The organism is Flavobacterium rhizophilum (assembly GCF_046000485.1).
GTDB classification, from domain to species: Bacteria; Bacteroidota; Bacteroidia; order Flavobacteriales; family Flavobacteriaceae; genus Flavobacterium; species Flavobacterium rhizophilum.
In genome coordinates, this window is sequence record NZ_JBELQB010000004.1 from 86,648 (window position 1) to 109,583 (window position 22,936).

Sequence of the window (22,936 nt, forward strand, 5' to 3'; positions counted from 1 at the left end):
TAAATTATGAATACAAAAAAAGCCCCTTTAAGGGGCTTTTAAGAGATATGTTTTAAAACATTATTGCTTTACGAATTTAAGCGTAGTGCTTTGTCCGTTCTTCTCAACTTTTACAAAGTAGATACCATTGCTGTATGAACTTGCATCAATACTTAGGTTAGACTGAGAACTAACTTTAGCCTGAGCAACTATTTGTCCAAGGTTATTGAATATAGTATAGCTTTCCGGCAGCTCGTTGTTTGGCATTGCAATATTTACAATGTTGTTAACCGGGTTAGGGTAAAGTTTTATTTGCTGTAATGTAGCGTCAAACTCAACGTTGTCTAAAGTGATGCCAATACCAAAGTATGCCATATCAATCAAAGCAAAATTACCATCTCCTTCAGCCAGTATATCACCGCCTGATGTGGTTACAGTGTACCCTCCTGTTTCAAGCCCGTCACCAGCCATATCAAGCATAACGAAAGTGTAACACTGGTTAGGATCAAGACTAACAGTTGTGGTATAAGTTTGATTATCGTCATATTCACCCTGAGCACCTATGTAATAAGGGTCGTTATTTAAATCAGGCATTCCCTGATAAATAGCCCAGCCTGTTTCGTCTCCGTCATCATCTGTAGTGATGGTTACAATAACCTCCTCAGTATCTGCATTTGGTATATTTTCAATAACTATAGGTGTACTTGTTTCGTTATTTACGTTGTTATTGTCTTCGTTGTTGTTAACAGCAGTAAGTGTTGCAGTTAAGTCGTATAAACCAATAGCCGGTTGGAAAGAATCCTCGCTTGTAATGGTAACTGTTTCTCCAGTAGGAATATTACCTGTCCATTCTATGGTTTGTATAGCGGTTCCGTTAAGTGCTACATTAATAGTTGCAGATGTAATTGCTTCTGTACCGCTGTTATATACTAAGAACGAAGGAGTCATAGTTCCGTCACAATCTAAGTTTGGAGTTAGCAGGTTAAGTGAACCATCTATATCATAACTTATACCTGGCTGACATCCGTCGGAAGTTATTAGCGATGCTCTTCTTGGAGAGTTGGTTAATACAGCCTGCATTCTGTCTTTTTGGTTTTGAGTGAAAACGTTTTGACATGAGTCATTAGTGTAGTCCATATAGTTTTCAATCATATCAAGTCCGGGAGAGCTTGGGCATGAATCCTGATCTTCAGGGCATCCGCTGTTAGCATATCCGGTTACAGGTGTATCTTCGCAAAAGTCGTCTACGCTACAACCGCCATCTCCCCAAATATGTCTAAGACCAAAGAAGTGACCTGTTTCGTGAGTTGCAGTTCTACCTTTATCTCTTCCGCCAAACTGATCGTAAGTGCCTTCAGGGTATATGTCAGATGAGCCACAGTATAAGTGGCCTAATACAACACCATCAGTTTCTGCAAGAAATTCTTCTTCTCCTTCTATACCTTCCAGTCCTGATTCTGTTGGGAATTGTGCATAGCCTGCAAGTTCACCTACAGGTATTCCCATATAGCCTATATAGATATTGCTTACTACCCAAATGTTAAGGTATTTTGTAGGATCCCACTGAGTTTGTGGTTTGATGTTTTCTTCAACCGCATTCATTTCCCAGCCAAACACATCATCTGTAGGGATGTAGTGTCTTGTAATACCAGATGTTGCAAAGCCGTTAGGGTCACGCTGTGCTAAGCAGAATTCAATTTCCATATCAGCTCCTACCGGATTTTCATTATATCCTGGAGTGTCTGCCATTCTTCTGTAATCCTGATTTAAAACAGTGATTTGAGAAAGTATCTGTTCGTCAGAAATGTTTTCTTCAGAACCTATTGGTGAACCATTGTGTATAACGTGGAACACAACTGGGATAGTTACAACCTGATTGGTTGTTTGCCCGTTCTTTAAAAAGCCTGAAGTTTTGTTTTCCTGAATTTTTGGAGCAATCCATGCTTCAAATTCCGGAGTACTAAACCTGTTTGCTGATTTTTGCTGTAAATAACTTTCGTATTCAGTTGTAGCACATTTTACGACGGGTAATTTCGGACCAAATTTTTTTACCGGATTATTTTGGCCAAAAGCAGTAATAGAGAATAAACCTGCAGCCAGTAATAGCGCGGTTTTTAGGTGTGTAATTTTTCTAATCATTGTAAGGGCTTAAAATTTTTGCCGAAAATACATTAATATTTTATAGAAGAGCCTGTTAAAAGAGGTTTTAACAAAAAAAAATCCCGAATTGAAGTCCGGGATTTGAAGTGTTTTTTAAATTTTTAAATAGATGCCATATCGTGGTGCATAATGTTTTCCTCAATGGCATTCCATAGTTCAATACGTTTGTCAAGAGCCTGTTTTGAAGCCTCTTCAACCTCTTTCCATTTTTGTTCGTCTTCGCCACATAGTTCGCTTATCATCTGCATTGCCATTGGGCCGTGCTCATCGGCATCCAGTTCTATGTGTCTTTCGAAATAATAGATAAGCTTTTCCAGATTGGTTTCTGGGAAATTTTTCTGGAAGTTTCTAAGTATTTCTGTAAACATAGCCGGAATAAGATCCTCACGTCCAAAGGTAAATGCAGCGGCAATTTCATGTGGTTTGCCCTGTTCTATAATTCTGAAAGTGAAGTCGATAAACTCTTTAATCTTTTCGTGCAGGTGACTTTGTTTAATAGAAACAAAAATATTTTGAGTACTAACCACATCCTGTAAAAAAGCTTTTACTTCGCTGGTATTAGCACCACATTCTTCCATTGCATCCACATACATTTCGTAATGGCTTTGTCTTTTACCCTCTAAGGTGATGTCGGTTTCTTCTGCCAGTACAATCTCGTTAATAAGATATCTTATCTCGGCATTTCCTACCGGTAACCACGGGGTAGTGGTACAGGTAAGTTTTGACTGTAATGCTTTTAGCAGCGACATAAAATCCCAAACGGCATAAACGTGTCCTTCAAGGAAACACTTTAAATCGTCTATCGTTTTTACTTTGCTGTATAAAGAATGTTTTAACAGAAGGTCTTTTTGGGGTTGGATACTTTTGTTAACTGTATCTGTATTCATAGCATAGTTTTTTACAAAATTAAAAAAGCTTCTTTAGACAAAGAAGCTTTTAACAATTGAATTTATAAATAAACGTATAATTTTTACTTATATTTTATTTAAATGCTGCGTGACCGGTTATGTCAAGTCCTGTTATAAGCAGGTGAATATCATGAGTACCTTCATAAGTAATAACACTCTCAAGGTTCATCATGTGGCGCATAATAGAATACTCTCCTGTAATTCCCATACCACCTAAAATTTGGCGGGCTTCGCGGGCAATATGCAGTGCCATATCCACATTGTTTCTTTTTGCCATAGATATTTGTGCCGATGTAGCCTTACCTTCATTCCTTAAAACACCAAGTCTCCATGTTAAAAGTTGGGCTTTAGTGATTTCGGTAATCATTTCAGCAAGTTTTTTCTGTTGCAGCTGGGTAGCAGCAATAGGTTTGTCAAACTGTACACGCTCTTTTGCATAGCGAAGTGCAGTGTCGTAGCAATCCATGGCAGCACCTATGGCGCCCCATGCAATTCCGTAACGGGCAGAGTCAAGACATCCAAGCGGACCGCCTAACCCTGATTTATTTGGTAAAAGGTTTTCTTTAGGGACTTTTACATTGTCAAAAATAAGTTCACCGGTAGCCGATGCCCTTAGTGACCATTTGTTGTGTGTTTCGGGAGTAGAGAAGCCTTCCATACCGCGCTCTACTATAAGGCCGTGAATTCTTCCTTCTTCATTTTTAGCCCATACCACAGCGATATCGGCAAACGGAGCGTTAGATATCCACATTTTGGCACCGTTAAGCAGGTAATGGTCTCCCATATCCTTGAAGTTGGTAATCATACCAGCCGGGTTAGAACCATAATCCGGTTCTGTTAAACCGAAACAACCCATAAACTCGCCTGAAGCCAGTTTAGGAAGGTATTTTTTACGTTGCTCTTCGTTACCGTATTTCCATATAGGATACATAACAAGAGATGACTGTACTGATGCCGTTGAGCGCACGCCACTGTCACCTCTTTCAATTTCCTGCATTATAAGCCCGTAAGAGATTTGGTCTAAACCGGCACCTCCGTACTCTTCAGGAATGTATGGGCCAAATGCGCCAATATCGGCAAGGCCGTTAATAATTTGTTTTGGAAATTCTGCCTTTTGGGCATAATCTTCAATTATTGGAGATACTTCGCGTTTTACCCACTCGCGTGCAGCATCGCGAACCATTTTATGTTCGTCTGACAATAGTTCGTCAAGAAGATAGTAATCAGGAGCTTGAAATAAATCTGGTTTCATTTATAACGTTTTAGTTGATGGCAAAAGTAAAGAAGAATTGTAACAATTCCATAAAAAAATGTTGTATTTTTTATAGAAGAGTAAAAATGAAAGTGCTCTTGCCGTAGTAATAGGAGGAATTGTAAAACCTAATAAGCCGTGAAAGGAAAGGAGGCTTACAGTTTTAAATAAAAATCTTTAGTAAGTTCAGTGTATTCCGGGGTGTATTGATGGCGTGAGGTTTCTATAACCAGTTCGTCAATCGTAGTTTCGGTTTGCTCTCGTGTAAAGGCTAAAAGGCTTCTCTTGATCTCAGTTTCAGGGGTGCCTTTTACCCTGGTGATTTTAGCAGGGTACAGGTTAAATTCGGTAGCTATGGCTATGAATTTTTCTTCTTCTTTAAAAGGAATAATAACTGAAAAGATACCGTTTTCTGATAGTAGTATAGCAGCGGCTTCAATAAGATGTTCAAAAGGCAGTGATTCGGTAAAGCGTGCTTTGTCCCTTTGTTCGTTACCAGAAGAGTAGTTCTCGGTGTAAAAAGGAGGATTGGAAACGATAATGTCATATTCCTCATCATGCATTTCCTCAACAAACTCATCCAGCCCTGCATGATAGCAAAACAGGCGGTCGCCCCATTTGCTTTCTTCAAAATTCTCTACAGCCTGTTCGTAAGCGTCATCGTCAATTTCTATAGCATCAATCTGTTCGGCAGTGCTGCGTTGCGCCATCATTAAAGCTATTAGTCCGGTTCCGGCTCCAATATCAAGAATACTAAACGGATTGTTGCTCACCGGTGTCCATGCTCCAAGTAATACGCCATCGGTACCTACTTTCATTGCACATCGATCCTGCTGGATAGTAAATTGCTTAAACTGGAACATTTCTTAAAAGTGAGATGTTAGAATTTAGATTTGTAAGATTAAAGGTTGGGTAGTGCGTAACCTGAAACAAATTATATGTCAAGGTACAGGTCTACCAGTCCTTCGGGAGTGTCAAGTATAATTTTTTTGTTCTCGCGATCTACCTTCACAATGAAATCATCTATCATAGGGACAAGTATTTCAATATCACCTTTAAGTATTTCAAAAAGAGGTTGGGCAGAAGTATCGTTGACACCGGTTATTTTACCAATGTTGCCCAGTCGCAGGTCTTCGGCATCAAAGCCTATTATTTCGTGGAAGTAAAATTTATCACCTTCCAGTTTAGGCAGCATGGATAACGGTAGGTATACCTCACAGCCTAAAATCTTTTCGGCTTCTTCCTCGCTGTCTATATCTTCAAAACGGGTTCTTAAAAAGTCGCCCTTATGGATTGAGGATGATTCAATAAAAAATGGAACCAGGTGTTTGTTGAATTCAACAAACACTGATTCCATGTTTTCATACAAACCCGGCTCGTCTGTATCAAGATAGATAAGGACTTCGCCTTTATAGCTGAATTTTTTGGCGATCTTGCCTAAATAGAAACAATCTTCTTTACGCATAAATCGCAGTCAAATTAAGCTTGGGTTTCTTCTGTGTTTTCTTCTGAAGTTGTGTTTTCTTCAGCTTCAGCTGTAGTTTCCTCAGCAACAGCAGCAGCTTCAGCTTCTTTCTTCGCAGCAATACGATCTTCGTTAACTTTTTTCTCTGCTTCAAGAGCTTTAGCTTTCGCATCAGCTTTCTCAGTAGAAAGTCCGTCTTTCTTAGCGTTTACTTTCGAATCTTTTTCTTCTAACCAAGCAGCAAACTTAGCATCAGCCTGCTCCTGAGTAAGAGCACCTTTACGAACACCTCCGTCAAGGTGGTGTTTAAGTAAAGCACCTTTGTAAGAAAGGATAGCTCTTGCAGTGTCAGTTGGCTGAGCACCGTTGTGTAACCACTGTACAGCACTGTCAACATTGATGTCGATGGTTGCAGGGTTAGTGTTTGGGTCGTAAGTTCCTATTTTTTCAAGGAATTTACCATCTCTTTTTGAGCGGGAATCTGCCGCTACTACCCAGTAAAAAGGTTTTCCTTTTTTACCGTGTCTTTGTAATCTGATTTTTACAGGCATAATCTTTAGATTAAGTTTGAGGTACCCGACCTCTGTTAATTAAGGGTGCAAATATATAAAACTTTAGCTTACAAACTTTTTTTGCGTTAATTTTTATGATTTTTTGCGTTCAAAAAGTTCAAAATACATACTTTTATTGTGATTTATTATAATTTAATTAGGATATATGTCATAAAAAACTATTTTTGTCGTTGTAAAATTTGATACACCATTTCTTTAAGATATATTAATAATGAAAAAGATTTTATCACTACTAGTGCTGATGGTTACTTTTGCCTCATGTGAAGAAGACATCCAATTCAATAATCCGGCCGTACAGGCAATGAGAGATGATGAATTGTGGAGGGCAGTAGAGTACACCGCAACAAGAGAAACAGATAATTCACTTACCATACAGGCAACAAATGGTTTTGAAACTCTTATATTAAGGACTGCTTCTGTAGATCCGGGAGTTTACGAACTGGGTCTGAATGAGCAAAATAAGGCCTCTTACTCAGTTTCTGTTGACGGGATAGAGATGAATTATCAGACAGGTACTGATTTAGGTGATGGAAAAATTGAAATACTTGCTGAGGATACCGACTTAACCCAAGGCTTTATAACGGGTACCTTCCGTTTTAATGCAGTTGAAGACGACGGAACAGTAGTTAACTTCAGGAGCGGTGTTTTTTACAGAGTGCCAATACAGCCGGTAGGCCAATAATATAGAAAAAGAAAGCCATCCCAAACGGATGGCTTTCTTTTTTACAAATTATATGTATTAACAATGTATTAAATATTATAAATCATATTTTTTTAAGGGAAATAAAAGTACATTTGTACAAGGCCTTATTGGTAAACAAATAATTAATTATATGAATATTTTTGTTGGTAGTCTTCCTTTTTCTGCTAAAGAGGTTGATTTAAGAGAGTCTTTTGAGGCTTATGGTTCGGTTGATTCTGTAAAAATTATTACAGATAGAGAAACCGGAAGAAGTAAAGGTTTTGGTTTTGTAGAAATGCCGGACGACGAAGAAGGTATGGCGGCAATTGAAGGACTTAATGGTTCTGATTTTGGAGGCCGTAACATTGTTGTGAATAAATCAGAAGCGAAGCCTCAGGGAGATCGCAGAGGTTTTAATAACAATCGTGGCGGAGGTTATAATCGTGGCGGAGGAGACCGAGGAGGTTATAATCGCGGAGGTTATTAAAGTATGCTTTCTTTTGCATAAAAAAGTCCTGGTATGTAACATGCCGGGATTTTTTTATTATATGGTTACATATTGACTCTTGTTAAGCAATAAAACAAAGGTTTTTGTGAGTTAATAACCGTTTGTTGAAAACATATTGGTATGATGTGTTAACGGGGTTGTAGTTGAAAGTTAAATATCTTAATTTTGAAAAGTTGCTCCAAGGCATTTCTTTTCTTTTAACTTCCAAATAATTAACCGGTTATGTACCTGATTTTTGATACCGAAACCACCGGATTACCTAAACGATGGGACGCTCCCGTTAGCGATACCGATAACTGGCCACGCTGTATACAAATAGCATGGCAGCTGCATGATGAGATGGGGCAGCTTATAGAGCATCAGGATTATTTAATTAAACCTGACGGCTTTAATATTCCCTATGATGCCGAACGTATTCACGGTATATCTACAGAGCTTGCTATGGAGCAGGGTGTAGAGCTTGAGGGTGTATTGGAGAAGTTTAACGAAGCAATGGCGAAGGCCAAATTTATAGTAGGGCAAAATGTTGGCTTCGACGTTAATATTATGGGTAGTGAATACTACAGGTTTGGTGTAGATACCCCGCTTGGGGATATGAAGATACTGGATACCTGTACCGAGGTTACTGCCGAACTGCTAAAGATTCCCGGAGGTCGTGGGGGTAAATTTAAACTGCCTACGCTAACCGAACTTCACGAATATTTATTTGGCGAACCTTTTGCCGAAGCTCACAATGCAACTGCCGATGTTGAGGCTACCACACGTTGTTTTCTGGAACTGGTTAAAAGGGAAATATTTACTATTGAGGAGCTGGATGTTCCGCCTACTTACTATCGTGAGTTTAAGGAAGCGAATCCGCAAACCATACAGCTAATAGGGTTAAAACACATTAACCTTAAAGCAGCTTCAGATGAGGTAAGGAAACGCCTTGATAAGTTAAAAGGTGCTCAGGAAGTAAGTCATGTTACCGAAGAGCTTAAGCAGGACTTAAAAGAGGTAGAATTTGTGCATCTGCATAACCATACCCAGTTTTCGGTGCTGCAGTCTACCATAGCGGTGCCTAACCTGGTTAAGGCAGCTGCAAAACATAAAATGCCGGCTGTTGCCATGACCGATCATGCCAACATGATGGGAGCATTTCACTTTGTGAGCAATGTACTCAACCATAATAAGGCTGCCGAAGCAAAAAACAAGGAACTTATAGAGAATGGTGAAGAACCCACCGAGGTGACCATGAAACCTATTGTAGGTTGCGAGTTTTTTGTTTGTGAAGACCATAAAGACAAATCAAGGAAAGACAACGGTTACCAGATTGTAATGTTGGCCAAAAATAAAAAAGGCTACCACAATTTGGCAAAAATGGCATCTATAGCCTATACTGCAGGTTTTTATTATGTACCGAGGATTGATAAAAAAGTTATAGAGCAGTATAAAGAAGATATAATTGTACTTTCAGGTAACCTGTATGGTGAGATTCCTAATAAGGTTTTAAATATAGGTGAGAACCAGGCAGAGGAAGCTTTGCTGTGGTGGAAAGAACAGTTTGCAGATGATTTCTATATAGAGCTTATGCGTCACGGACAGGAAGATGAAAACCGTGTGAACGATTCGCTTATCAGGCTGGCCAAAAAACACGAGGTTAAGCTTATTGCTACAAACAATACCTATTATGTAGATAAGGAAGACGCCCATGCCCACGATATTTTACTGTGTGTAAAGGATGGTGAGAAGCTGGCTACGCCAAAAGGCCGCGGCCGTGGTTTCCGTTACGGGCTTCCTAATAACGAATACTACTTCAAATCAGGGGAGGAGATGAAAAAACTCTTTGCCGATTTGCCCGAGGCTATTATTAATGTTCAGGACATAGTAGATAAAATAGAAGTATACTCGCTTTACCGTGACGTACTGCTTCCTAAATTTGATATTCCGGAAGAATTTCAGGTAGCAGAAGATAATGAGGACGGCGGTAAACGCGGTGAGAATAAATTTTTAAGACACCTTACTTATGAAGGTGCCAAAAGAAGGTATGAGGAAATTACCGATGATATAAGGGAAAGGCTTGACTTTGAGCTTAAAACCATAGAGAATACGGGTTATCCGGGTTACTTCCTTATTGTACAGGATTTTATTGCCGAGGCGCGAAATCTTGGGGTTTCCGTAGGGCCGGGCCGTGGTTCGGCAGCAGGATCGGCGGTAGCCTACTGTTTGGGGATTACCAATATCGACCCTATTGCTTACGATCTCCTTTTTGAGCGTTTCCTTAATCCCGATCGTGTATCGATGCCCGATATTGATATCGACTTTGATGATGAGGGTCGTGGCCGTGTAATGGATTATGTAATCAATAAATATGGGGCGAGCCAGGTAGCGCAGATTATTACCTACGGTACCATGGCAGCAAAATCGTCCATACGTGATACGGCAAGGGTGCTTGACCTGCCTCTTTTTGAGGCTGATAAGATTGCCAAGCTTATCCCGAACATGAAACTGGCCAAGATATTTAATCTTGACCCTAATGCGCTTAAGGGTGCATTACGTTCGGAAGAGTTTGAAAAGGTACAGGAGCTTATAGGTATGGCAGATGCCGGAGACCTAGCCGGGGAAACCATACAGCAGGCTAAGGTGCTGGAAGGATCACTGCGTAATACGGGTATCCACGCCTGTGGTGTTATTATTACACCTGATGATATTACGAACTTCGTTCCGGTATCACTGGCTAAGGATTCCGATTTGTATGTTACTCAGTTTGATAACTCAGTAGTTGAGAGTGCCGGGCTCCTTAAAATGGACTTCCTGGGGTTAAAGACCCTAACCCTTATAAAAGATACAGTAAAGCTGGTGAAATACCGCTTTGATATAGATCTCGATCCGGATAAATTCCCGATAGATGATAAAAAGACGTATGAGCTTTTCCAGCGCGGTGAAACCGTAGGTGTATTCCAATACGAGTCGCCGGGGATGCAAAAATACATGAAGGATCTAAAGCCTACTGTATTTGCCGATCTTATTGCGATGAATGCATTATATCGTCCGGGACCGCTGGAATATATTCCGAGTTTCGTTAGGAGGAAAAACGGGGAGGAAGAAATCAAATACGATCTTGAAGCCTGTGAGGAGTACCTAAAGGAAACCTATGGTATTACAGTATACCAGGAGCAGGTAATGCTACTGTCGCAAAAGTTGGCGGGCTTTACTAAAGGTGAGGCCGACGTACTGCGTAAGGCGATGGGTAAAAAGCAAAAGGACGTACTGGATAAAATGAAACCCAAGTTTGTGGAGCAGGCTGCCGCAAAAGGGCATGATGCCACAGTACTGGAGAAAATATGGAAAGACTGGGAGGCTTTCGCGAGTTATGCCTTCAACAAGTCGCACTCTACCTGTTATGCCTGGGTTGCCTATCAAACGGCTTACCTAAAGGCGCATTATCCGGCAGAGTATATGGCGGCAGTACTTTCCAATAACATGAATGATATTAAGCAGGTATCTTTCTTTATGGAAGAATGTAAGCGAATGGGCTTGCAGGTACTTGGGCCCGATGTGAACGAATCGTTCTATAAGTTTACGGTTAACGATCAGGGTGCGGTACGTTTTGGTATGGGCGCAATTAAAGGTGTGGGGGCCGGTGCTGTTGATACCATTGTTGAGAGCCGTAAAGACGGAAAATACCGATCTATATTTGACTTGGCTAAACGTATTGATTTACGTGCCGCCAATAAAAAAGCATTTGAAAATTTAGCACTGGCAGGAGGGTTTGACTGTTTTACCGATACTCAAAGAGCACAGTATTTCCACCATGAGGAGGGGGATAATATTACTTTCCTTGAAAAGGCAATACGTTATGGGGCCAAGTATCAGGAAAATGAGAATTCCTCTCAGGTGAGTCTTTTTGGTGAGTCGAGCGATGTACAGATACCCGAACCGGTAATTCCGGCATGTGAGGAGTGGAGTACTATGGAAAAACTTGCTAAAGAGAAAGAGGTAGTAGGGATTTATATATCCGGTCACCCGCTGGACGATTACAAGTTTGAGATGAAATACTTTTGTAATGCCAGGCTTGATGCTTTAAAAAACCTGGAGCAACACGTGAGTAAGAACCTTAGTTTCGGAGGGATTATTTCAAACGTACAGCATCGTATAGCTAAAAACGGTAAGGGTTGGGCATCATTCATGCTGGAAGGATATGACGAGAGTTATGAATTCCGTATTTATGGTGAGGAGTATTTGAAGTTCAGGCACTTCCTTATTCCGAATAACTTTACTTATATGAAGATACTGGTGCGTGAAGGCTGGGTAAATGCCGAAGGGAAACGTGGTGAACCAAGAATACAGTTTATCGCTATACAGTACCTTCAGGATGTGCTTACCACTTTTGCTAAAAAACTGATTATACAGTTTAATATTACCGAACTAGAGGAACAACTAATTATTCATTTAAATGAGTTGTTTATGCATAACAAGGGAGATCATTCGGTACAGTTTGAGGTAATGGAGCTGGAACGCATTAAGCGTAAAGTTGAGGTAGCTGCCGTAGCCGATGAGCAACTTGATGGTGAGGCGGAAGCCGAGCTTGATGGCGAAATGCCTGAAAGCGTTATGACAGATGTAGAAGATATACAGGTAGTAACTAAGGTAACCATGCCAAGCCGCAAACTGAAGGTTAAAATTTCAAACGAGCTTTTGCATGAACTTGAAAAGTTACAACTTAATTTTAAGCTAAATTAAATTTTTGATAGGTTACGTCTATTTATTCATAATTAAAACTAATAAACGTTTCACTTTTCAATTAAATATTTATACCTATTTTTGTTCTTTATAAACTTAACTATTTATATATAATAATATGGCAAAGGAAATCACAGATGCTACATTTGACGAAGTAGTATTAAAATCAGATAAACCGGTTTTGGTAGATTTTTGGGCTGCATGGTGTGGTCCTTGTAGAATGGTAGGTCCTATCATCGAAGAGATTAGCTCAGAGTATGACGGAAAAGCTGTTGTAGGTAAAGTAGACGTAGATGCTAACCAGGAGTTTGCTGCTAAATATGGTGTTAGAAACATCCCAACTGTATTAGTATTCCAAAACGGAGAAGTTGTTGGAAGACAGGTAGGTGTTGCTCCAAAGCAAACTTATACTGATGCTATTGATGCGTTACTATAATCAGTTTTTGTAACAATATACATGAATCCCGGGCCATGCCCGGGATTTTTGTTTTATAGGGTTAAGAGATTTTTTCCAGTTTCTCCCTTTTTTCTTCATAATGTTCGTTATCCCATTTTGCCAGTTGTATGATAATAGGGATAAGTGTACGCCCTTTATCGGTGAGGTTGTATTCTACCCTTGGAGGTAGTTCCTTGTATTCGGTACGGTTCAAAATACCGTCTTCTTCCAGTTCCTTTAATGTGGTGGTGAGTACTTTTTTTGATATACTGCCTATAATGGCGTGTATTTGTCCAAAACGTGCTGTGCGCTCTCTTAATGCATAAATCACTATAGGCTTCCATTTAGAGCCCAGTATCGCCATAGAACGGTGCATAGGGCAGTCGCTGTATTTAAAAATATTTCTTGCCATAATGGTTACTTATTGGTTACCACTTTAAATCCTTAATAGTTACAAAAGTAAACTATTATCAGTTACTTTGTGTAACTATTTAGATAATAGTGCTATTCGCATAGCTAAATAATTTAAGAACCTTAAAAAATTAAAAACAGGAAAATGAATTTAGATGCCCTTTTTAATCCGTTTCAATATAAAGGACTTACCCTTAAAAACCGTTTTGTAATGGCACCGATGACCCGTGCTTTTGCCACAGATGGTGTGCCTAACGAACAGATAGCCGACTACTACTCGCGCCGTGCTGCTGCCGGTGTGGGACTTATACTTACCGAGGGTACGGTTATAAACAGGCCTGCCTCTAAGAATATGAAAGATATTCCTAATTTCTACGGGGAGGAGGCTTTGGCAAACTGGGGTAAGGTAGCAAAGGCTGTTCATAATAACGGAGGGTTAATTGCTCCGCAAATATGGCATGTGGGTAATACACAGGCTGGACCATGGTTGCCGGAAGCTCCGCTTGAGAGTCCTGATACCATGACGCTTCAGGATATACAAGCTACGATTAATGCCTTTGCCGAGGCTGCAAAAAATGCAAAAGCCTTAGGCTTTGATGCATTAGAAATTCACGGAGCACACGGTTATTTGATAGATCAGTTCTTTTGGGCTGAAACCAATCACAGGACCGATGAGTATGGAGGTAAAACATTAAAAGAGCGCAGCCGCTTTGCACTAGATGTGGTTAAGGCTATCCGGGAGGCTGTTGGCTCTGATTTTGTGATCATCCTTCGTCTTTCACAATGGAAACAACAGGATTATACTGTGAAATTAGCGCATACTCCTGCCGAACTGGAAGAATGGCTGGTGCCGCTTGTTGAAGCCGGAGTGGATATTTTTCACGGTTCACAAAGAAGGTATTGGGAACCTGAGTTTGATGGTAGTGACCTGAACTTTGCCGGATGGATTAAAAAAGTAACCGGTCAGCCTACTATTACGGTTGGCTCTGTAGGGCTTTCAGATGATTTCATGGGTGTATGGACAGGTCAGGGTGCCGAAACTAGTAAAATAGATGAGCTGCTACGTCGATTTGAGCGCGGTGATTTTGATTTGGTTGCTGTAGGCCGTTCCCTGTTGCAGGATCCGCAATGGGTGCAAAAAGTAAAAGCGGGAAGCTTTGATGATATAAAGCCTTTTGAGGCTGCTAGTGTGCAAAAGCTTTATTAATTGTTTTTATCTTATCAGGCTAAGTGAGTCCGGGGCAACGTTGCTTCGGACTTTTTTATTTTCAGTATTTTTAAAAAAATTTTTATTCATCAGGCAACCTGATGAATAAAAATTCCGTCTTTCAGATATAAACCAATTAAACAAAGCTTGAAAATTATCCGGTTACATACTTCTGATGAAGCTGTTATTAAAAAGGTACTGCATGGAGACAGCAGGGCCGAAAAACAGCTTTATGACCGCTATGCAGCAAAAATGCTTGGTGTTTGCAGGATGTATATTAAAGATATGCATTATGCCGAAGATGTAATGATACAGGGGTTTACCCGTGCGCTCGATAATTTGGGCAGGTTTAGGTTTGAAGGGAGTTTTGAGGGCTGGTTAAGGCGTATAATGGTTAGAGAGGCTATTGACTTTTTGAGGCAACGTACCCAGCTTTATTTTGAAGATATATCAGAAGTTGAAGTGTCGCCTTTTATAACCGATAATCAGGATATGGATGCCGAACTGCTGCAGTTACTGATTGATAAACTTCCTGAAGGCTACCGCACAGTACTTGTGATGTTTGCGGTAGAGGGCTACAGCCATAAGGAGATAGCAGAGATGCTGAACATTAGCGAAAACACATCAAAATCACAATTGTTCAAGGCGAGGAAACAACTACAGGAACAATTTGGAAAAATAAGGAGGATTGAAAATGAAAGATAGGAACCTGGAACAACAACTGGCCAATAAACTGGGCAACAGAAGCATTACACCTTCGGCAAAAGCCTGGGAGCGTATTGCACATAACAGGCAACAGGGTAAAACCCAAAAGAAAAAGAAAAGGGTATTTGTGTATTATATGGCAGGGGCAGTGCTTTTCCTGTTGGCTTCAGGTTATATTTTCATTATGCAAAATAAAACCGATGTCATTATAACCGAACCACAGGTTGTAGGTAGTGATGAGGTTACTGCTCCGGTATTACCATCAGAAGAGCCTGTTGTCACTAAATCTGTAGAAATAAAACAGCCCGAGGTAGTTGCTTATAAAGAGCTTGAGATTAAAAAACAAAGTTATGAGGTTGTTGCTGAAAAACAGGAAGTGGTTTCAGTAGCTGATTCAGAGGCTTTGATAGAGGGAAAACAACCCGAATTCAATTTACATGTTGAACCGATAGAGGAACTTGTGGCTATAGATGAAGCCGAGTTTTATGAGCAGGAAACCGATATGCTTTTAAAAGAGGCTGTAAAAGATGTTGCAGCTAATAAAAATCTATCTAATACTACAAACGATACCGCTCTGCTGAAAGAAGTGGAAGCTGAAATGGATGAATACTACCGTGAAAAGGCTATGAGTATATTTTCACTTAAACATAAAACCATACGCATAGCTGTAAAAGACAAACAATAACCTCAATTTTTTAAATTATGAAACGCACCTTATTGTGTATCGCCTTTTTGGTGACAGGGATTTTTTTGCCTAAAGTTAAGGCTCAAACAGGTAATGATACTATAAAAGAATTATCCGCAAAGGAGAAAAAACAGGCCGAACTGGATGAACGTGAAAAAAAATATTATGCAAGGGTAAAACAAAACAAGCTGGATGATCTTAAGGAAGAAAAACAGAATATTATTGAGAACGAAAAGTTTGAGCTTAAAAAGCAAATTGCTGAAATAGACAAGAGGTTTGAGAAGGGAGAAATAAATCAGGAAAAGGCTACAGCCCTTAAAAAGGAAGCGGCAAAACGATCGGCATTAAATATAGATAACAGGATAGCTATTATAGATAACCAAATAGCACTTACCGAAAGGGATATGGCTATGTATAGTTACAAACCCAATACAGGGGCTTATATCGCTTTAGGGTTTGGTAATGTAGTTGACGAGAAAGGAAGTTTTTTACTGGGGTTGGATTTTAAAGGACTTGACAGGAAAACAAAATATGATAAACGTACTACCAGAGATGTAGTATTGAAATGGGGTTTTGTAAATGCTGTAGGTGACGGGCAAACCATAGGTGACAGTTATAAATTTTGGAGAAGTAGCGGGTTTGAGTTAGGCCTGGCTTTTAAAACAAGACTTTTAAAAGATTCAAATTATTTCAGGCTGTCTTATGGTTTGTCGTACCAAATTAGTATGTACTCTCCGGGGAAGGACAAGTATTTTGTAAATGATAATGGTAAAACAATGGTACAGCAGTTTCCGTATGAACTTAAAAACAGTTTCCTACGAACAGAAAACCTTGTTGTGCCGGTACATCTTGAGTTTGGTCCGTCTAAGAAAAAAGAATACAAGGATTATTTCAGGTACGATACCTCTACCAGTTTTAAAGTAGGTTTGGGAGGTTATGTTGGTCTAAATACAGGAGCTGTACAGCGACTACAGTATGAAGTGGACGATAAAAGGGTAGTAGACAAAAATAGGGCAGACTATAACTTAAACAAATTTGTTTACGGAATTGATGGATACATAGGCTTTGGGGCAGTTAGTTTTTTTGCACGATATGAGCTTAATCCTATTTTTGAGAATTCCACTTATAAGGAACATGCTGTGTCTTTTGGAATGAGACTCGATTTGTAAAGGCTCCGCTTTTTTCGTTACATTTGGGATATGAAGCTAGAATCGCAATTAGAGAAAATATCATCATTTGGGCATCTGGAGCTTTTGGCTAATCAGATTGTGGAAGGATTTATTTCCGGTATGCATAAGAGCCCGTTTCACGGGTTCTCGTCAGAGTTTGCTGAACACAAAGTGTACAACCCCGGGGAAAGTACCCGACATATAGACTGGAAGCTGTTTGCGAAAACCGACAGGCTGTATACTAAGCGCTATGAGGAGGAAACTAATTTGAGGTGTCATATCATACTGGATAACTCTTCGTCCATGCATTATCCTGCCTTAAAGGACGTACAGCCGTTTTATGAGAATAAGATAGGTTTTTCAGTATTGGCTTCGGCTGTGCTTATAGATTTGCTAAAAAGACAGCGTGATGCGGTAGGATTAAGTGTGTATTCTGATTCATACGAGTTTTATGCGCCCGAGAAAGGTAGTGGAAGGCATCACAGGATGCTTTTAAATAAACTTGAGGATGTGTTGCAAAAACCGGGAGAAGCCAAAAACACCGATACAATTACCTATTTGCATCAAATAGCACAGAAGATGCACAGGAGGTCTATGATTATATTGTTTACCGATATGTTCCAGGCCGAGGATAACGAAGCATTGTTTAATGCGCTAAGGCATTTAAAGCACAACAAGCATAAGGTGGTGCTTTTCCATGTAATGGATAAGAAAACTGAATTCAGTTTTGATTTTGACAATGCTCCACGCAAATTCGTAGACCTTGAAACAGGGGAACAGGTAAATTTGTTTGCCGAAAATATAAAAGAAGAGTACGAAAAAAGGATAGCCGACTATTTTAGGAAAATAGAGGAGACCTGTATGCAGTACCGTATTAAGTATGTTCCGGTTTCGGTGGACGAAAAATTTGAAAAAATTTTACTTACATACTTGGTTGAAAAACAAAAGTTTGGCTAAAAACGGAAATATTTTTTTAAAAATTTCTTTCAAAAGGCTTGCAAATGTCAAAAAGCGCCGTATATTTGCACCCGTAATAATGAAACAAACAACGGCACTCACAGAGCGCCGGTTTTATTAAAAACGCTGGTTTGGTAGTTCAGTTGGTTAGAATACATGCCTGTCACGCATGGGGTCGCGGGTTCGAGTCCCGTCCAGACCGCCAGTAAAGGAGAAGTAGCCTCGCAATTGCGGGGCTTTTTTCGCCTCAAAGCATTTAAGATTAGTTGTGTTGTTTGCCCTAACGGGCTGGTTTAGTAGTTAAACCGAATGAAAGGCTTTCCATTAAATTGGAGGGCTTTTTTGATTTATAGGCTTTTCGTTTTTAAAAAAGGGACACAAAATATTGCTTTTTGTTGCTTTGGTTTGCTTCTTTTTTTACCCCTACTACTTCCCCTGTTTTTTTATGTAAACCCTTTGTTTATGGGCTTTGATAAGTTTTGTTTACTTCTATTGTCTTTTGTTGCCTAAAGTAGTGTTTTAAATGTAACAATTAGGACGTGATTTGTTATTGGTTAAGATTGAGAGTTTTTTATTTGTTGTATATATAACTTAATATTTCGGTTATTTTTTTGTTAGTTGTCACTAAATCAGTGTGTTGAATTTTATTTTGTAAGAAAATATTTATAAATTAGCGTTGTAAAACAGGGCTTGAAATTTTGCTTTCCGGAGTTACTGGAAGTATTAATTATAAATTTTTTCAAAATGAAACATGATTATTATACTGTAAAAGCTGGCTTAAGAAAAGATAAAATTAGAAAAGACGGCTTGACTCCGATTTACTTATTTGTTTATAGCGGAGGGCTTACTCAAAAGCTTTCGTTATCGGAATATATACCAGAAAAGCTATGGGACAAGGAAAAAGAGCGTGTTACTGCTAAGGGTTATGGTAATGTAAATAGTATAATTCTTCAAAAGAAAAATGATATTCTAAATTTTATTAGAAAGGAGTTAGCGGACGGAAATGAGTTAAGTCAAAAAGCTATTTCTAACTTTTGGAATGGTAAGGCTGATCGTGAGGTTGATTTTTATAAATTCTACGCTTCCTTCTGTCAAAGCCACTTTAAGACGATTAGAAAGTCTACTCAATCTAAGTATCTGACTTTAGAAAAAAAATTGAGAATGTATAGTCCAAAGTTAAGGTTTAAAGAGATAGATTACGCTTTTATGGAAGGATTTAAAGACTTTCTGGATGATACTGGCAGTGGTACCTATAATATGATAAAGTTCTTAAAAGTTGCGCTTGGTAAAGCTATGAAGCTTAAGTTACTTAGGGATGACTCATGGAGGGATGTTACGGCTAGATGTCCTGAAGGTAAAAAGGTTTTTCTGACCCCTGCTGAGGTGAAGCGAATTGCAAAACTGGATTTATCTGCGTATGATGAGCGCTTACGTGAGTCAAGAAACTTCTTTTTATTTTGTTGTTACACAGGTTTACGATATAGCGATGCTTATGATTTAACAATTGATAATTATAAAAATAAAATGCTTTGTTTTAATCATAGAAAGACCGGAAATAGGCAGGAGACCCCTATGAATCAAGATGCTAAGCTGATTTTTTATCCTTACTTGAGGAGAGCTAAGTTAAATTCGGTTAAAAAAATCTTACCTGATATTTGTAACCAAGATTTGAACGTTGATTTGAAAGTTTTGGCTAAAGAGGCTAGGATTGAAAAGAACTTAACGTCCCACGTTGGGCGTCACACCTTTGGCGCTACATTGTTGGCTAATAATGTTAATGTATTTTATATAGCTTATTTAATGGGGCATAAGAAGATAAGTCAATCGTTTAGCTATAGTCATGCTACACCTGAAAATTTAAAAGATATTTTGAAGGATATATCCTTTAACTAAAGACCTTTGAAAAACTCTTCTAAAGATAGATTGTGTATAGCTAAAATTTTTAGAAGAGTTTTTAAAGTAATATTCTGCCCTTTTTCAACTCTCCAGTAATAAGTTCTATTAAAATCGTACTCGTAAGCAAAGGTTTCATGACTAGTGAAACCTTTTTCTATTCTGAGAGTCTTTATCTTTTCTGCTATCTGTGACGTCTTTATCTCAATCTGTTGATCTAGTTTATCCATCGGATGAAATTCGCTAGAAATTGCTTGAAAATGAACCTCTTTTAAGAGTACAACTTTTAAGTATGATTATTTTTATATCTTAGCTAAAAATTATGAATAACCTTACAACTTAAAATTTATGGAACGAGCTCAATTATCTTTAGGAGGTCTTTTGCTGTTATTGTTTATTATAACTATTGTGGTAGTCTTGTTGGTTGTGCCTGTAAAAATGGCTAACCGTAGGGGTAGAAGTGCTATCGGGTGGTTTTTATTTTCCTTAATTTTTTCGCCTTTTTTAGCGATGTTGTTTTTACTTCTTTTGGGAGAAACGAATGCTAAACGTCACGAACGTATCATTGAAGAAGAAGAGCTTAGAAACCGTTATAGAGTTAATTGATATGAAACGTTTTATAATACTAGCGATTTCAATGCTTTTTTTCTCGTGTAATGGTGTTTCTAGAAACGAAGATGATAGAGGAGGTTTAGTAGAAGAAGATGCTTCTACAAGCAGCGTAATTGATTTGGATACTTTGACTGAAACTAAATTTGCTGATAGAAGCGAAGAGCTTATTTATATAAGGGAATATTTAGAATTAAAATTGCCTGAAATTATACTAAAGGAAAATCCTGAATATTTTAGGGATGCCCAGTATACATTTATTTCCTATGGTAAAGATTATACCCTTCTTGAGTTAGCTAGAAAGAGTGATAAATTTGATTTTAGGTATCACGAATATATGAGATATATTATTAAAAATAACTTGCATTTTCCTTTTGTAAAGTCTGAATTAGAAAATAATGGTGAGTTGTCGGTTTGGGGTAATTATACTCCGGTTAATCTAAAAGAAAGAGATATTTCTTCTGATGTAAATAATGAAGAAATTGAGCTACCTCCGGTAGTTGAAGAAAAGTATAATCCTGAAGAGCAAAAAATTAATGGAGACTTTAATGGAGATGGTAAGTATGAGTATGCTTATCGAGTTTTAGTAAATCAAGGCGAAGGCAATCCTATTGATAAGGGTACACCCGATGAGTATGAGATACAATTTTCAGATAAAAATATGCTTCCTGTAAAAGTAGGATGCTGTAATTTTAAATTAATCAATGAGGGGGATTTGAATAATGATGGTGCCGACGAATTGACTATACTACAGTATCCTATGAATGGATGTATTGGGAACGTTAAAACTTATACTGTTAAGAATAACAGGGGGAAGTTATTGATTAGCCCTTTTACTTTCTATATCTGTGCAGAGTTAACTTCTACTGAGCTTTCTGAAATCATCGTGAAAGAAAACGGGACTGTTTATTATCATGAAGCTGATCCTAATGATGAATACCTGCTTAATGATGAAGGCGATAAAATTCGCTTTGAACGATTAATTAAAAAGAAGGCAATTTTAAAATAAAAACTTTGTTTTATGGAAAATATAAAGCACCTCTTTAGGGTGCTTTTTTTTGTGTTTTTAAATATTTGATTTTGTGTTTGTTATGTGTTTTTTGTAGAAATATCACAAAATAGTTGCCTTTTTGCCGAACAAAATTTCGCTTGGACTGGTATTAATGTAAATAGTAACGGGTAATTCCGCCCGTTTTAAATTTTAATATCATGCAAAAAATTAACGACGAAAAGATTGAAGTTAGCGCCAAAGTTCTAGGTGCTTTGTTAAAGTCACACCTAAGACTAGAAAAATTAGTTGCTGAATTGTTAGAACTACCAGAGTATAACAAAGACTGGCTTACTCCTAAAGATTTAGAAGAAGAGTTTAAGATAGGTGAAAAGCAACTTAGAAAATTTAGAGGTATGGGACTTCCTGTTGTCCAAAAAGGAGTGAATTGCGCAAGGCGTATTAAAAGGAGTGAAATTGAGAAATTTTTAATGAAGAAGTAGTATGTACGATAATATTACATTTTATATCGATTACTTTGAGCCCTCCCGAAATAAAATTCGGGAGTGGCTTCAATATTACCCTAAGCCGAAAGAAGGTAAAAAGCCGTTGCCTAAAAAGTATCATTATTTTAAAAGGAAAATTTATAATGGAAGACCGGGGAAGGATAAATTTTTCTTAACCCTAAGTCTACGCTATGATGATACGGCTGATATTTTTAGGCTTCGTGTTAGTGGTAGTATAAGAAAATGGTTTATTGGTGATAATAATCGTCAGAATTTGCGACCTGATGATTTTAAAAAGAGCCTGAAACTTTTAGCGCAAAGTTTAGGTGTGGAGGAATACGAGATATTGCTTGGGAGAGTTACTAAACTGGAAACAGGACTCACGGTACTGCTAAAGAATAATTTTCGTGATATACATAGTTGTTTTGTATGGTATCGTAGTTTTGAACGTAGAGAAGAGCATGGGACGACGTTGTACTTTGAAGGCACGAACTATAAGTTTGTTTTCTATGACAAATATATTGAAATGACTTCCGGTAAAAGACGTGTTAATGGAAGAACAGTTCCAATTAGGATAAAGGATAGGGTTAAAAACGAGCTATATTTTTTAAGGTTTGAGGTTAATGTTAATAAGGTTTCAGGTGTAGCTTTTTATAAAAAAAATGCTTCTACCGTAGGACAATTGATTGAAAACTGGAACTTAATTTTAAGCCAGGTGATAAAATACCTAAAAGCGATAAAGTTTGTAGACATGCTGTCGGCGGAAAAACTTGTAAAAGAAATGACCTGTTCTGAATTAAAAGAATACCTGAAGTATAAATACACGCGCGAAATAGGTATGTATGAAGCTATCAAGTTAATGAAAGAAACCTATGTAGGGACTAATGAAACTTACCGGATGAATAAAATGATTAAGACTTTTATGAAGTATGTTGAAGATGAAATAAATCGTCGTGAGTGCTTGTTAATAGGGTTTGAAAATAAAGCTGACAGTCTACGTCATTATAATAATAAGAGTAATATTAATTAAATAGCTAAATAGTAATAATAGCTATAAACTCTATAGTAGGTATAAAAGAGTATAAGTAATTTTAAGCGCGTTGGTACAAGCCCGGCTATGAA

22 protein-coding genes and 1 tRNA gene are annotated in these 22,936 nt (G+C 38.3%); 15 read left to right on the top strand and 8 right to left on the bottom strand.

Going from position 1 to position 22,936, the window contains the following annotated elements; genetic code table 11:
- Window positions 1–60 precede the first annotated feature (60 nt).
- The 6 genes from ABS768_RS06185 to ABS768_RS06210 form a co-directional block, all read right to left on the bottom strand.
- Window positions 61–2,118, bottom strand: a complete 2,058-nt coding sequence (locus ABS768_RS06185; RefSeq protein ID WP_408074104.1) for a M43 family zinc metalloprotease — start codon at window positions 2,116–2,118, stop codon at window positions 61–63.
- A gap of 122 nt (window positions 2,119–2,240) precedes the next feature.
- Entirely contained in the window at window positions 2,241–3,026 is a 786-nt protein-coding gene (locus ABS768_RS06190; RefSeq protein ID WP_408074105.1) for a DUF3050 domain-containing protein, read from the bottom strand.
- 94 nt (window positions 3,027–3,120) lie between these two features.
- Window positions 3,121–4,299 carry an acyl-CoA dehydrogenase family protein gene (locus ABS768_RS06195; protein ID WP_408074106.1) on the bottom strand — a complete coding sequence of 393 codons (1,179 nt, stop codon included), beginning with the start codon at window positions 4,297–4,299 and terminating at the stop codon, window positions 3,121–3,123.
- Between the two features lie 155 nt (window positions 4,300–4,454).
- The gene (locus tag ABS768_RS06200) at window positions 4,455–5,162 is read right to left on the bottom strand and encodes a tRNA1(Val) (adenine(37)-N6)-methyltransferase (protein ID WP_408074107.1); all 708 of its coding nucleotides are present in this window, start codon (window positions 5,160–5,162) and stop codon (window positions 4,455–4,457) included.
- A 71-nt stretch (window positions 5,163–5,233) separates the two neighbouring features.
- Window positions 5,234–5,764 (bottom strand): ribosome maturation factor RimM, encoded by a 531-nt coding sequence (gene rimM / locus ABS768_RS06205; RefSeq protein ID WP_035134429.1) that lies wholly within the window; start codon window positions 5,762–5,764, stop codon window positions 5,234–5,236.
- Between the two features lie 14 nt (window positions 5,765–5,778).
- Entirely contained in the window at window positions 5,779–6,315 is a 537-nt protein-coding gene (locus tag ABS768_RS06210) for a 30S ribosomal protein S16 (RefSeq protein WP_408074108.1), read from the bottom strand.
- Between the two features lie 232 nt (window positions 6,316–6,547).
- On the opposite strand from ABS768_RS06210, the gene ABS768_RS06215 reads away from it, so the two are divergent.
- The 4 genes from ABS768_RS06215 to trxA all read left to right on the top strand — a co-directional run bounded on the left by ABS768_RS06215 (window position 6,548) and on the right by trxA (window position 12,684).
- Complete coding sequence (locus tag ABS768_RS06215; RefSeq protein ID WP_035134425.1) at window positions 6,548–7,018, top strand: DUF6252 family protein; 471 nt, start codon at window positions 6,548–6,550, stop codon at window positions 7,016–7,018.
- A gap of 151 nt (window positions 7,019–7,169) precedes the next feature.
- On the top strand, window positions 7,170–7,505 hold the full coding sequence (locus tag ABS768_RS06220; RefSeq protein ID WP_408074109.1) for an RNA recognition motif domain-containing protein: 336 nt from the start codon (window positions 7,170–7,172) through the stop codon (window positions 7,503–7,505).
- Window positions 7,506–7,748: 243 nt separating this feature from the next.
- Window positions 7,749–12,248 (top strand): DNA polymerase III subunit alpha, encoded by a 4,500-nt coding sequence (dnaE, locus tag ABS768_RS06225; RefSeq protein WP_408074110.1) that lies wholly within the window; start codon window positions 7,749–7,751, stop codon window positions 12,246–12,248.
- A gap of 118 nt (window positions 12,249–12,366) precedes the next feature.
- Window positions 12,367–12,684, top strand: a complete 318-nt coding sequence (gene trxA, locus ABS768_RS06230) for a thioredoxin (protein WP_035134421.1) — start codon at window positions 12,367–12,369, stop codon at window positions 12,682–12,684.
- Between the two features lie 61 nt (window positions 12,685–12,745).
- Here trxA and ABS768_RS06235 read toward each other — a convergent pair whose 3' ends face one another.
- Window positions 12,746–13,096 (bottom strand): winged helix-turn-helix transcriptional regulator, encoded by a 351-nt coding sequence (locus tag ABS768_RS06235; protein ID WP_408074111.1) that lies wholly within the window; start codon window positions 13,094–13,096, stop codon window positions 12,746–12,748.
- Between the two features lie 144 nt (window positions 13,097–13,240).
- Between ABS768_RS06235 and ABS768_RS06240 the strand changes: the two genes are divergently transcribed.
- From ABS768_RS06240 to ABS768_RS06270, 7 genes are all read left to right on the top strand, one after another.
- A complete protein-coding gene (locus ABS768_RS06240; protein ID WP_408074112.1) occupies window positions 13,241–14,302 on the top strand; it encodes an NADH:flavin oxidoreductase in 1,062 nt (353 codons plus the stop codon).
- 147 nt (window positions 14,303–14,449) lie between these two features.
- Window positions 14,450–15,007 carry an RNA polymerase sigma factor gene (locus tag ABS768_RS06245; protein WP_408074113.1) on the top strand — a complete coding sequence of 186 codons (558 nt, stop codon included), beginning with the start codon at window positions 14,450–14,452 and terminating at the stop codon, window positions 15,005–15,007.
- Window positions 14,997–15,692: a hypothetical protein gene (locus ABS768_RS06250; protein WP_408074114.1), complete on the top strand. Its 696-nt coding sequence runs from the start codon at window positions 14,997–14,999 to the stop codon at window positions 15,690–15,692. Before ABS768_RS06245 ends, ABS768_RS06250 begins: the two co-directional genes overlap by 11 nt.
- 17 nt (window positions 15,693–15,709) lie before the next feature.
- Entirely contained in the window at window positions 15,710–16,861 is a 1,152-nt protein-coding gene (locus tag ABS768_RS06255) for a hypothetical protein (RefSeq protein WP_408074115.1), read from the top strand.
- A gap of 30 nt (window positions 16,862–16,891) precedes the next feature.
- Window positions 16,892–17,818 carry a DUF58 domain-containing protein gene (locus ABS768_RS06260; RefSeq protein WP_408074116.1) on the top strand — a complete coding sequence of 309 codons (927 nt, stop codon included), beginning with the start codon at window positions 16,892–16,894 and terminating at the stop codon, window positions 17,816–17,818.
- A gap of 128 nt (window positions 17,819–17,946) precedes the next feature.
- Window positions 17,947–18,023 (top strand) — tRNA-Asp (locus ABS768_RS06265).
- A 539-nt stretch (window positions 18,024–18,562) separates the two neighbouring features.
- Window positions 18,563–19,711, top strand: a complete 1,149-nt coding sequence (locus ABS768_RS06270; RefSeq protein ID WP_408074117.1) for a site-specific integrase — start codon at window positions 18,563–18,565, stop codon at window positions 19,709–19,711.
- Here the strand turns inward: ABS768_RS06270 and ABS768_RS06275 are convergent.
- Complete coding sequence (locus ABS768_RS06275) at window positions 19,708–19,941, bottom strand: helix-turn-helix transcriptional regulator (protein ID WP_408074118.1); 234 nt, start codon at window positions 19,939–19,941, stop codon at window positions 19,708–19,710. The genes ABS768_RS06270 and ABS768_RS06275 overlap by 4 nt on opposite strands.
- A gap of 118 nt (window positions 19,942–20,059) precedes the next feature.
- Here ABS768_RS06275 and ABS768_RS06280 point away from each other — a divergent pair, with 118 nt between their 5' ends.
- The 4 genes from ABS768_RS06280 (at window position 20,060) to ABS768_RS06295 (ending at window position 22,844) form a co-directional block, all read left to right on the top strand.
- Entirely contained in the window at window positions 20,060–20,317 is a 258-nt protein-coding gene (locus ABS768_RS06280) for a hypothetical protein (protein WP_408074119.1), read from the top strand.
- Window positions 20,277–21,329, top strand: coding sequence for a hypothetical protein (locus ABS768_RS06285; RefSeq protein WP_408074120.1), 1,053 nt, complete (start codon window positions 20,277–20,279; stop codon window positions 21,327–21,329). Before ABS768_RS06280 ends, ABS768_RS06285 begins: the two co-directional genes overlap by 41 nt.
- A 200-nt stretch (window positions 21,330–21,529) precedes the next feature.
- Window positions 21,530–21,811 (top strand): hypothetical protein, encoded by a 282-nt coding sequence (locus ABS768_RS06290; RefSeq protein WP_408074121.1) that lies wholly within the window; start codon window positions 21,530–21,532, stop codon window positions 21,809–21,811.
- A gap of 1 nt (window position 21,812) precedes the next feature.
- Window positions 21,813–22,844 (top strand): hypothetical protein, encoded by a 1,032-nt coding sequence (locus ABS768_RS06295; protein ID WP_408074122.1) that lies wholly within the window; start codon window positions 21,813–21,815, stop codon window positions 22,842–22,844.
- Window positions 22,845–22,936: the final 92 nt, after the last annotated feature.

Excerpts from the sequence above, each read along its gene's own strand:
- ABS768_RS06185 (WP_408074104.1), bottom strand. The coding sequence starts at position 2,118 with ATGATTAGAAAAATTACACACCTAAAAACCGCGCTATTACTGGCTGCA.
- ABS768_RS06190 (WP_408074105.1), bottom strand. The coding sequence starts at position 3,026 with ATGAATACAGATACAGTTAACAAAAGTATCCAACCCCAAAAAGACCTT.
- ABS768_RS06195 (WP_408074106.1), bottom strand. The coding sequence starts at position 4,299 with ATGAAACCAGATTTATTTCAAGCTCCTGATTACTATCTTCTTGACGAA.
- ABS768_RS06200 (WP_408074107.1), bottom strand. The coding sequence starts at position 5,162 with ATGTTCCAGTTTAAGCAATTTACTATCCAGCAGGATCGATGTGCAATG.
- rimM (WP_035134429.1), bottom strand. The coding sequence starts at position 5,764 with ATGCGTAAAGAAGATTGTTTCTATTTAGGCAAGATCGCCAAAAAATTC.
- ABS768_RS06210 (WP_408074108.1), bottom strand. The coding sequence starts at position 6,315 with ATGCCTGTAAAAATCAGATTACAAAGACACGGTAAAAAAGGAAAACCT.
- ABS768_RS06215 (WP_035134425.1), top strand. The coding sequence starts at position 6,548 with ATGAAAAAGATTTTATCACTACTAGTGCTGATGGTTACTTTTGCCTCA.
- ABS768_RS06220 (WP_408074109.1), top strand. The coding sequence starts at position 7,170 with ATGAATATTTTTGTTGGTAGTCTTCCTTTTTCTGCTAAAGAGGTTGAT.
- dnaE (WP_408074110.1), top strand. The coding sequence starts at position 7,749 with ATGTACCTGATTTTTGATACCGAAACCACCGGATTACCTAAACGATGG.
- trxA (WP_035134421.1), top strand. The coding sequence starts at position 12,367 with ATGGCAAAGGAAATCACAGATGCTACATTTGACGAAGTAGTATTAAAA.
- ABS768_RS06235 (WP_408074111.1), bottom strand. The coding sequence starts at position 13,096 with ATGGCAAGAAATATTTTTAAATACAGCGACTGCCCTATGCACCGTTCT.
- ABS768_RS06240 (WP_408074112.1), top strand. The coding sequence starts at position 13,241 with ATGAATTTAGATGCCCTTTTTAATCCGTTTCAATATAAAGGACTTACC.
- ABS768_RS06250 (WP_408074114.1), top strand. The coding sequence starts at position 14,997 with ATGAAAGATAGGAACCTGGAACAACAACTGGCCAATAAACTGGGCAAC.
- ABS768_RS06255 (WP_408074115.1), top strand. The coding sequence starts at position 15,710 with ATGAAACGCACCTTATTGTGTATCGCCTTTTTGGTGACAGGGATTTTT.
- ABS768_RS06260 (WP_408074116.1), top strand. The coding sequence starts at position 16,892 with ATGAAGCTAGAATCGCAATTAGAGAAAATATCATCATTTGGGCATCTG.
- ABS768_RS06270 (WP_408074117.1), top strand. The coding sequence starts at position 18,563 with ATGAAACATGATTATTATACTGTAAAAGCTGGCTTAAGAAAAGATAAA.
- ABS768_RS06275 (WP_408074118.1), bottom strand. The coding sequence starts at position 19,941 with ATGGATAAACTAGATCAACAGATTGAGATAAAGACGTCACAGATAGCA.
- ABS768_RS06280 (WP_408074119.1), top strand. The coding sequence starts at position 20,060 with ATGGAACGAGCTCAATTATCTTTAGGAGGTCTTTTGCTGTTATTGTTT.
- ABS768_RS06290 (WP_408074121.1), top strand. The coding sequence starts at position 21,530 with ATGCAAAAAATTAACGACGAAAAGATTGAAGTTAGCGCCAAAGTTCTA.
- ABS768_RS06295 (WP_408074122.1), top strand. The coding sequence starts at position 21,813 with ATGTACGATAATATTACATTTTATATCGATTACTTTGAGCCCTCCCGA.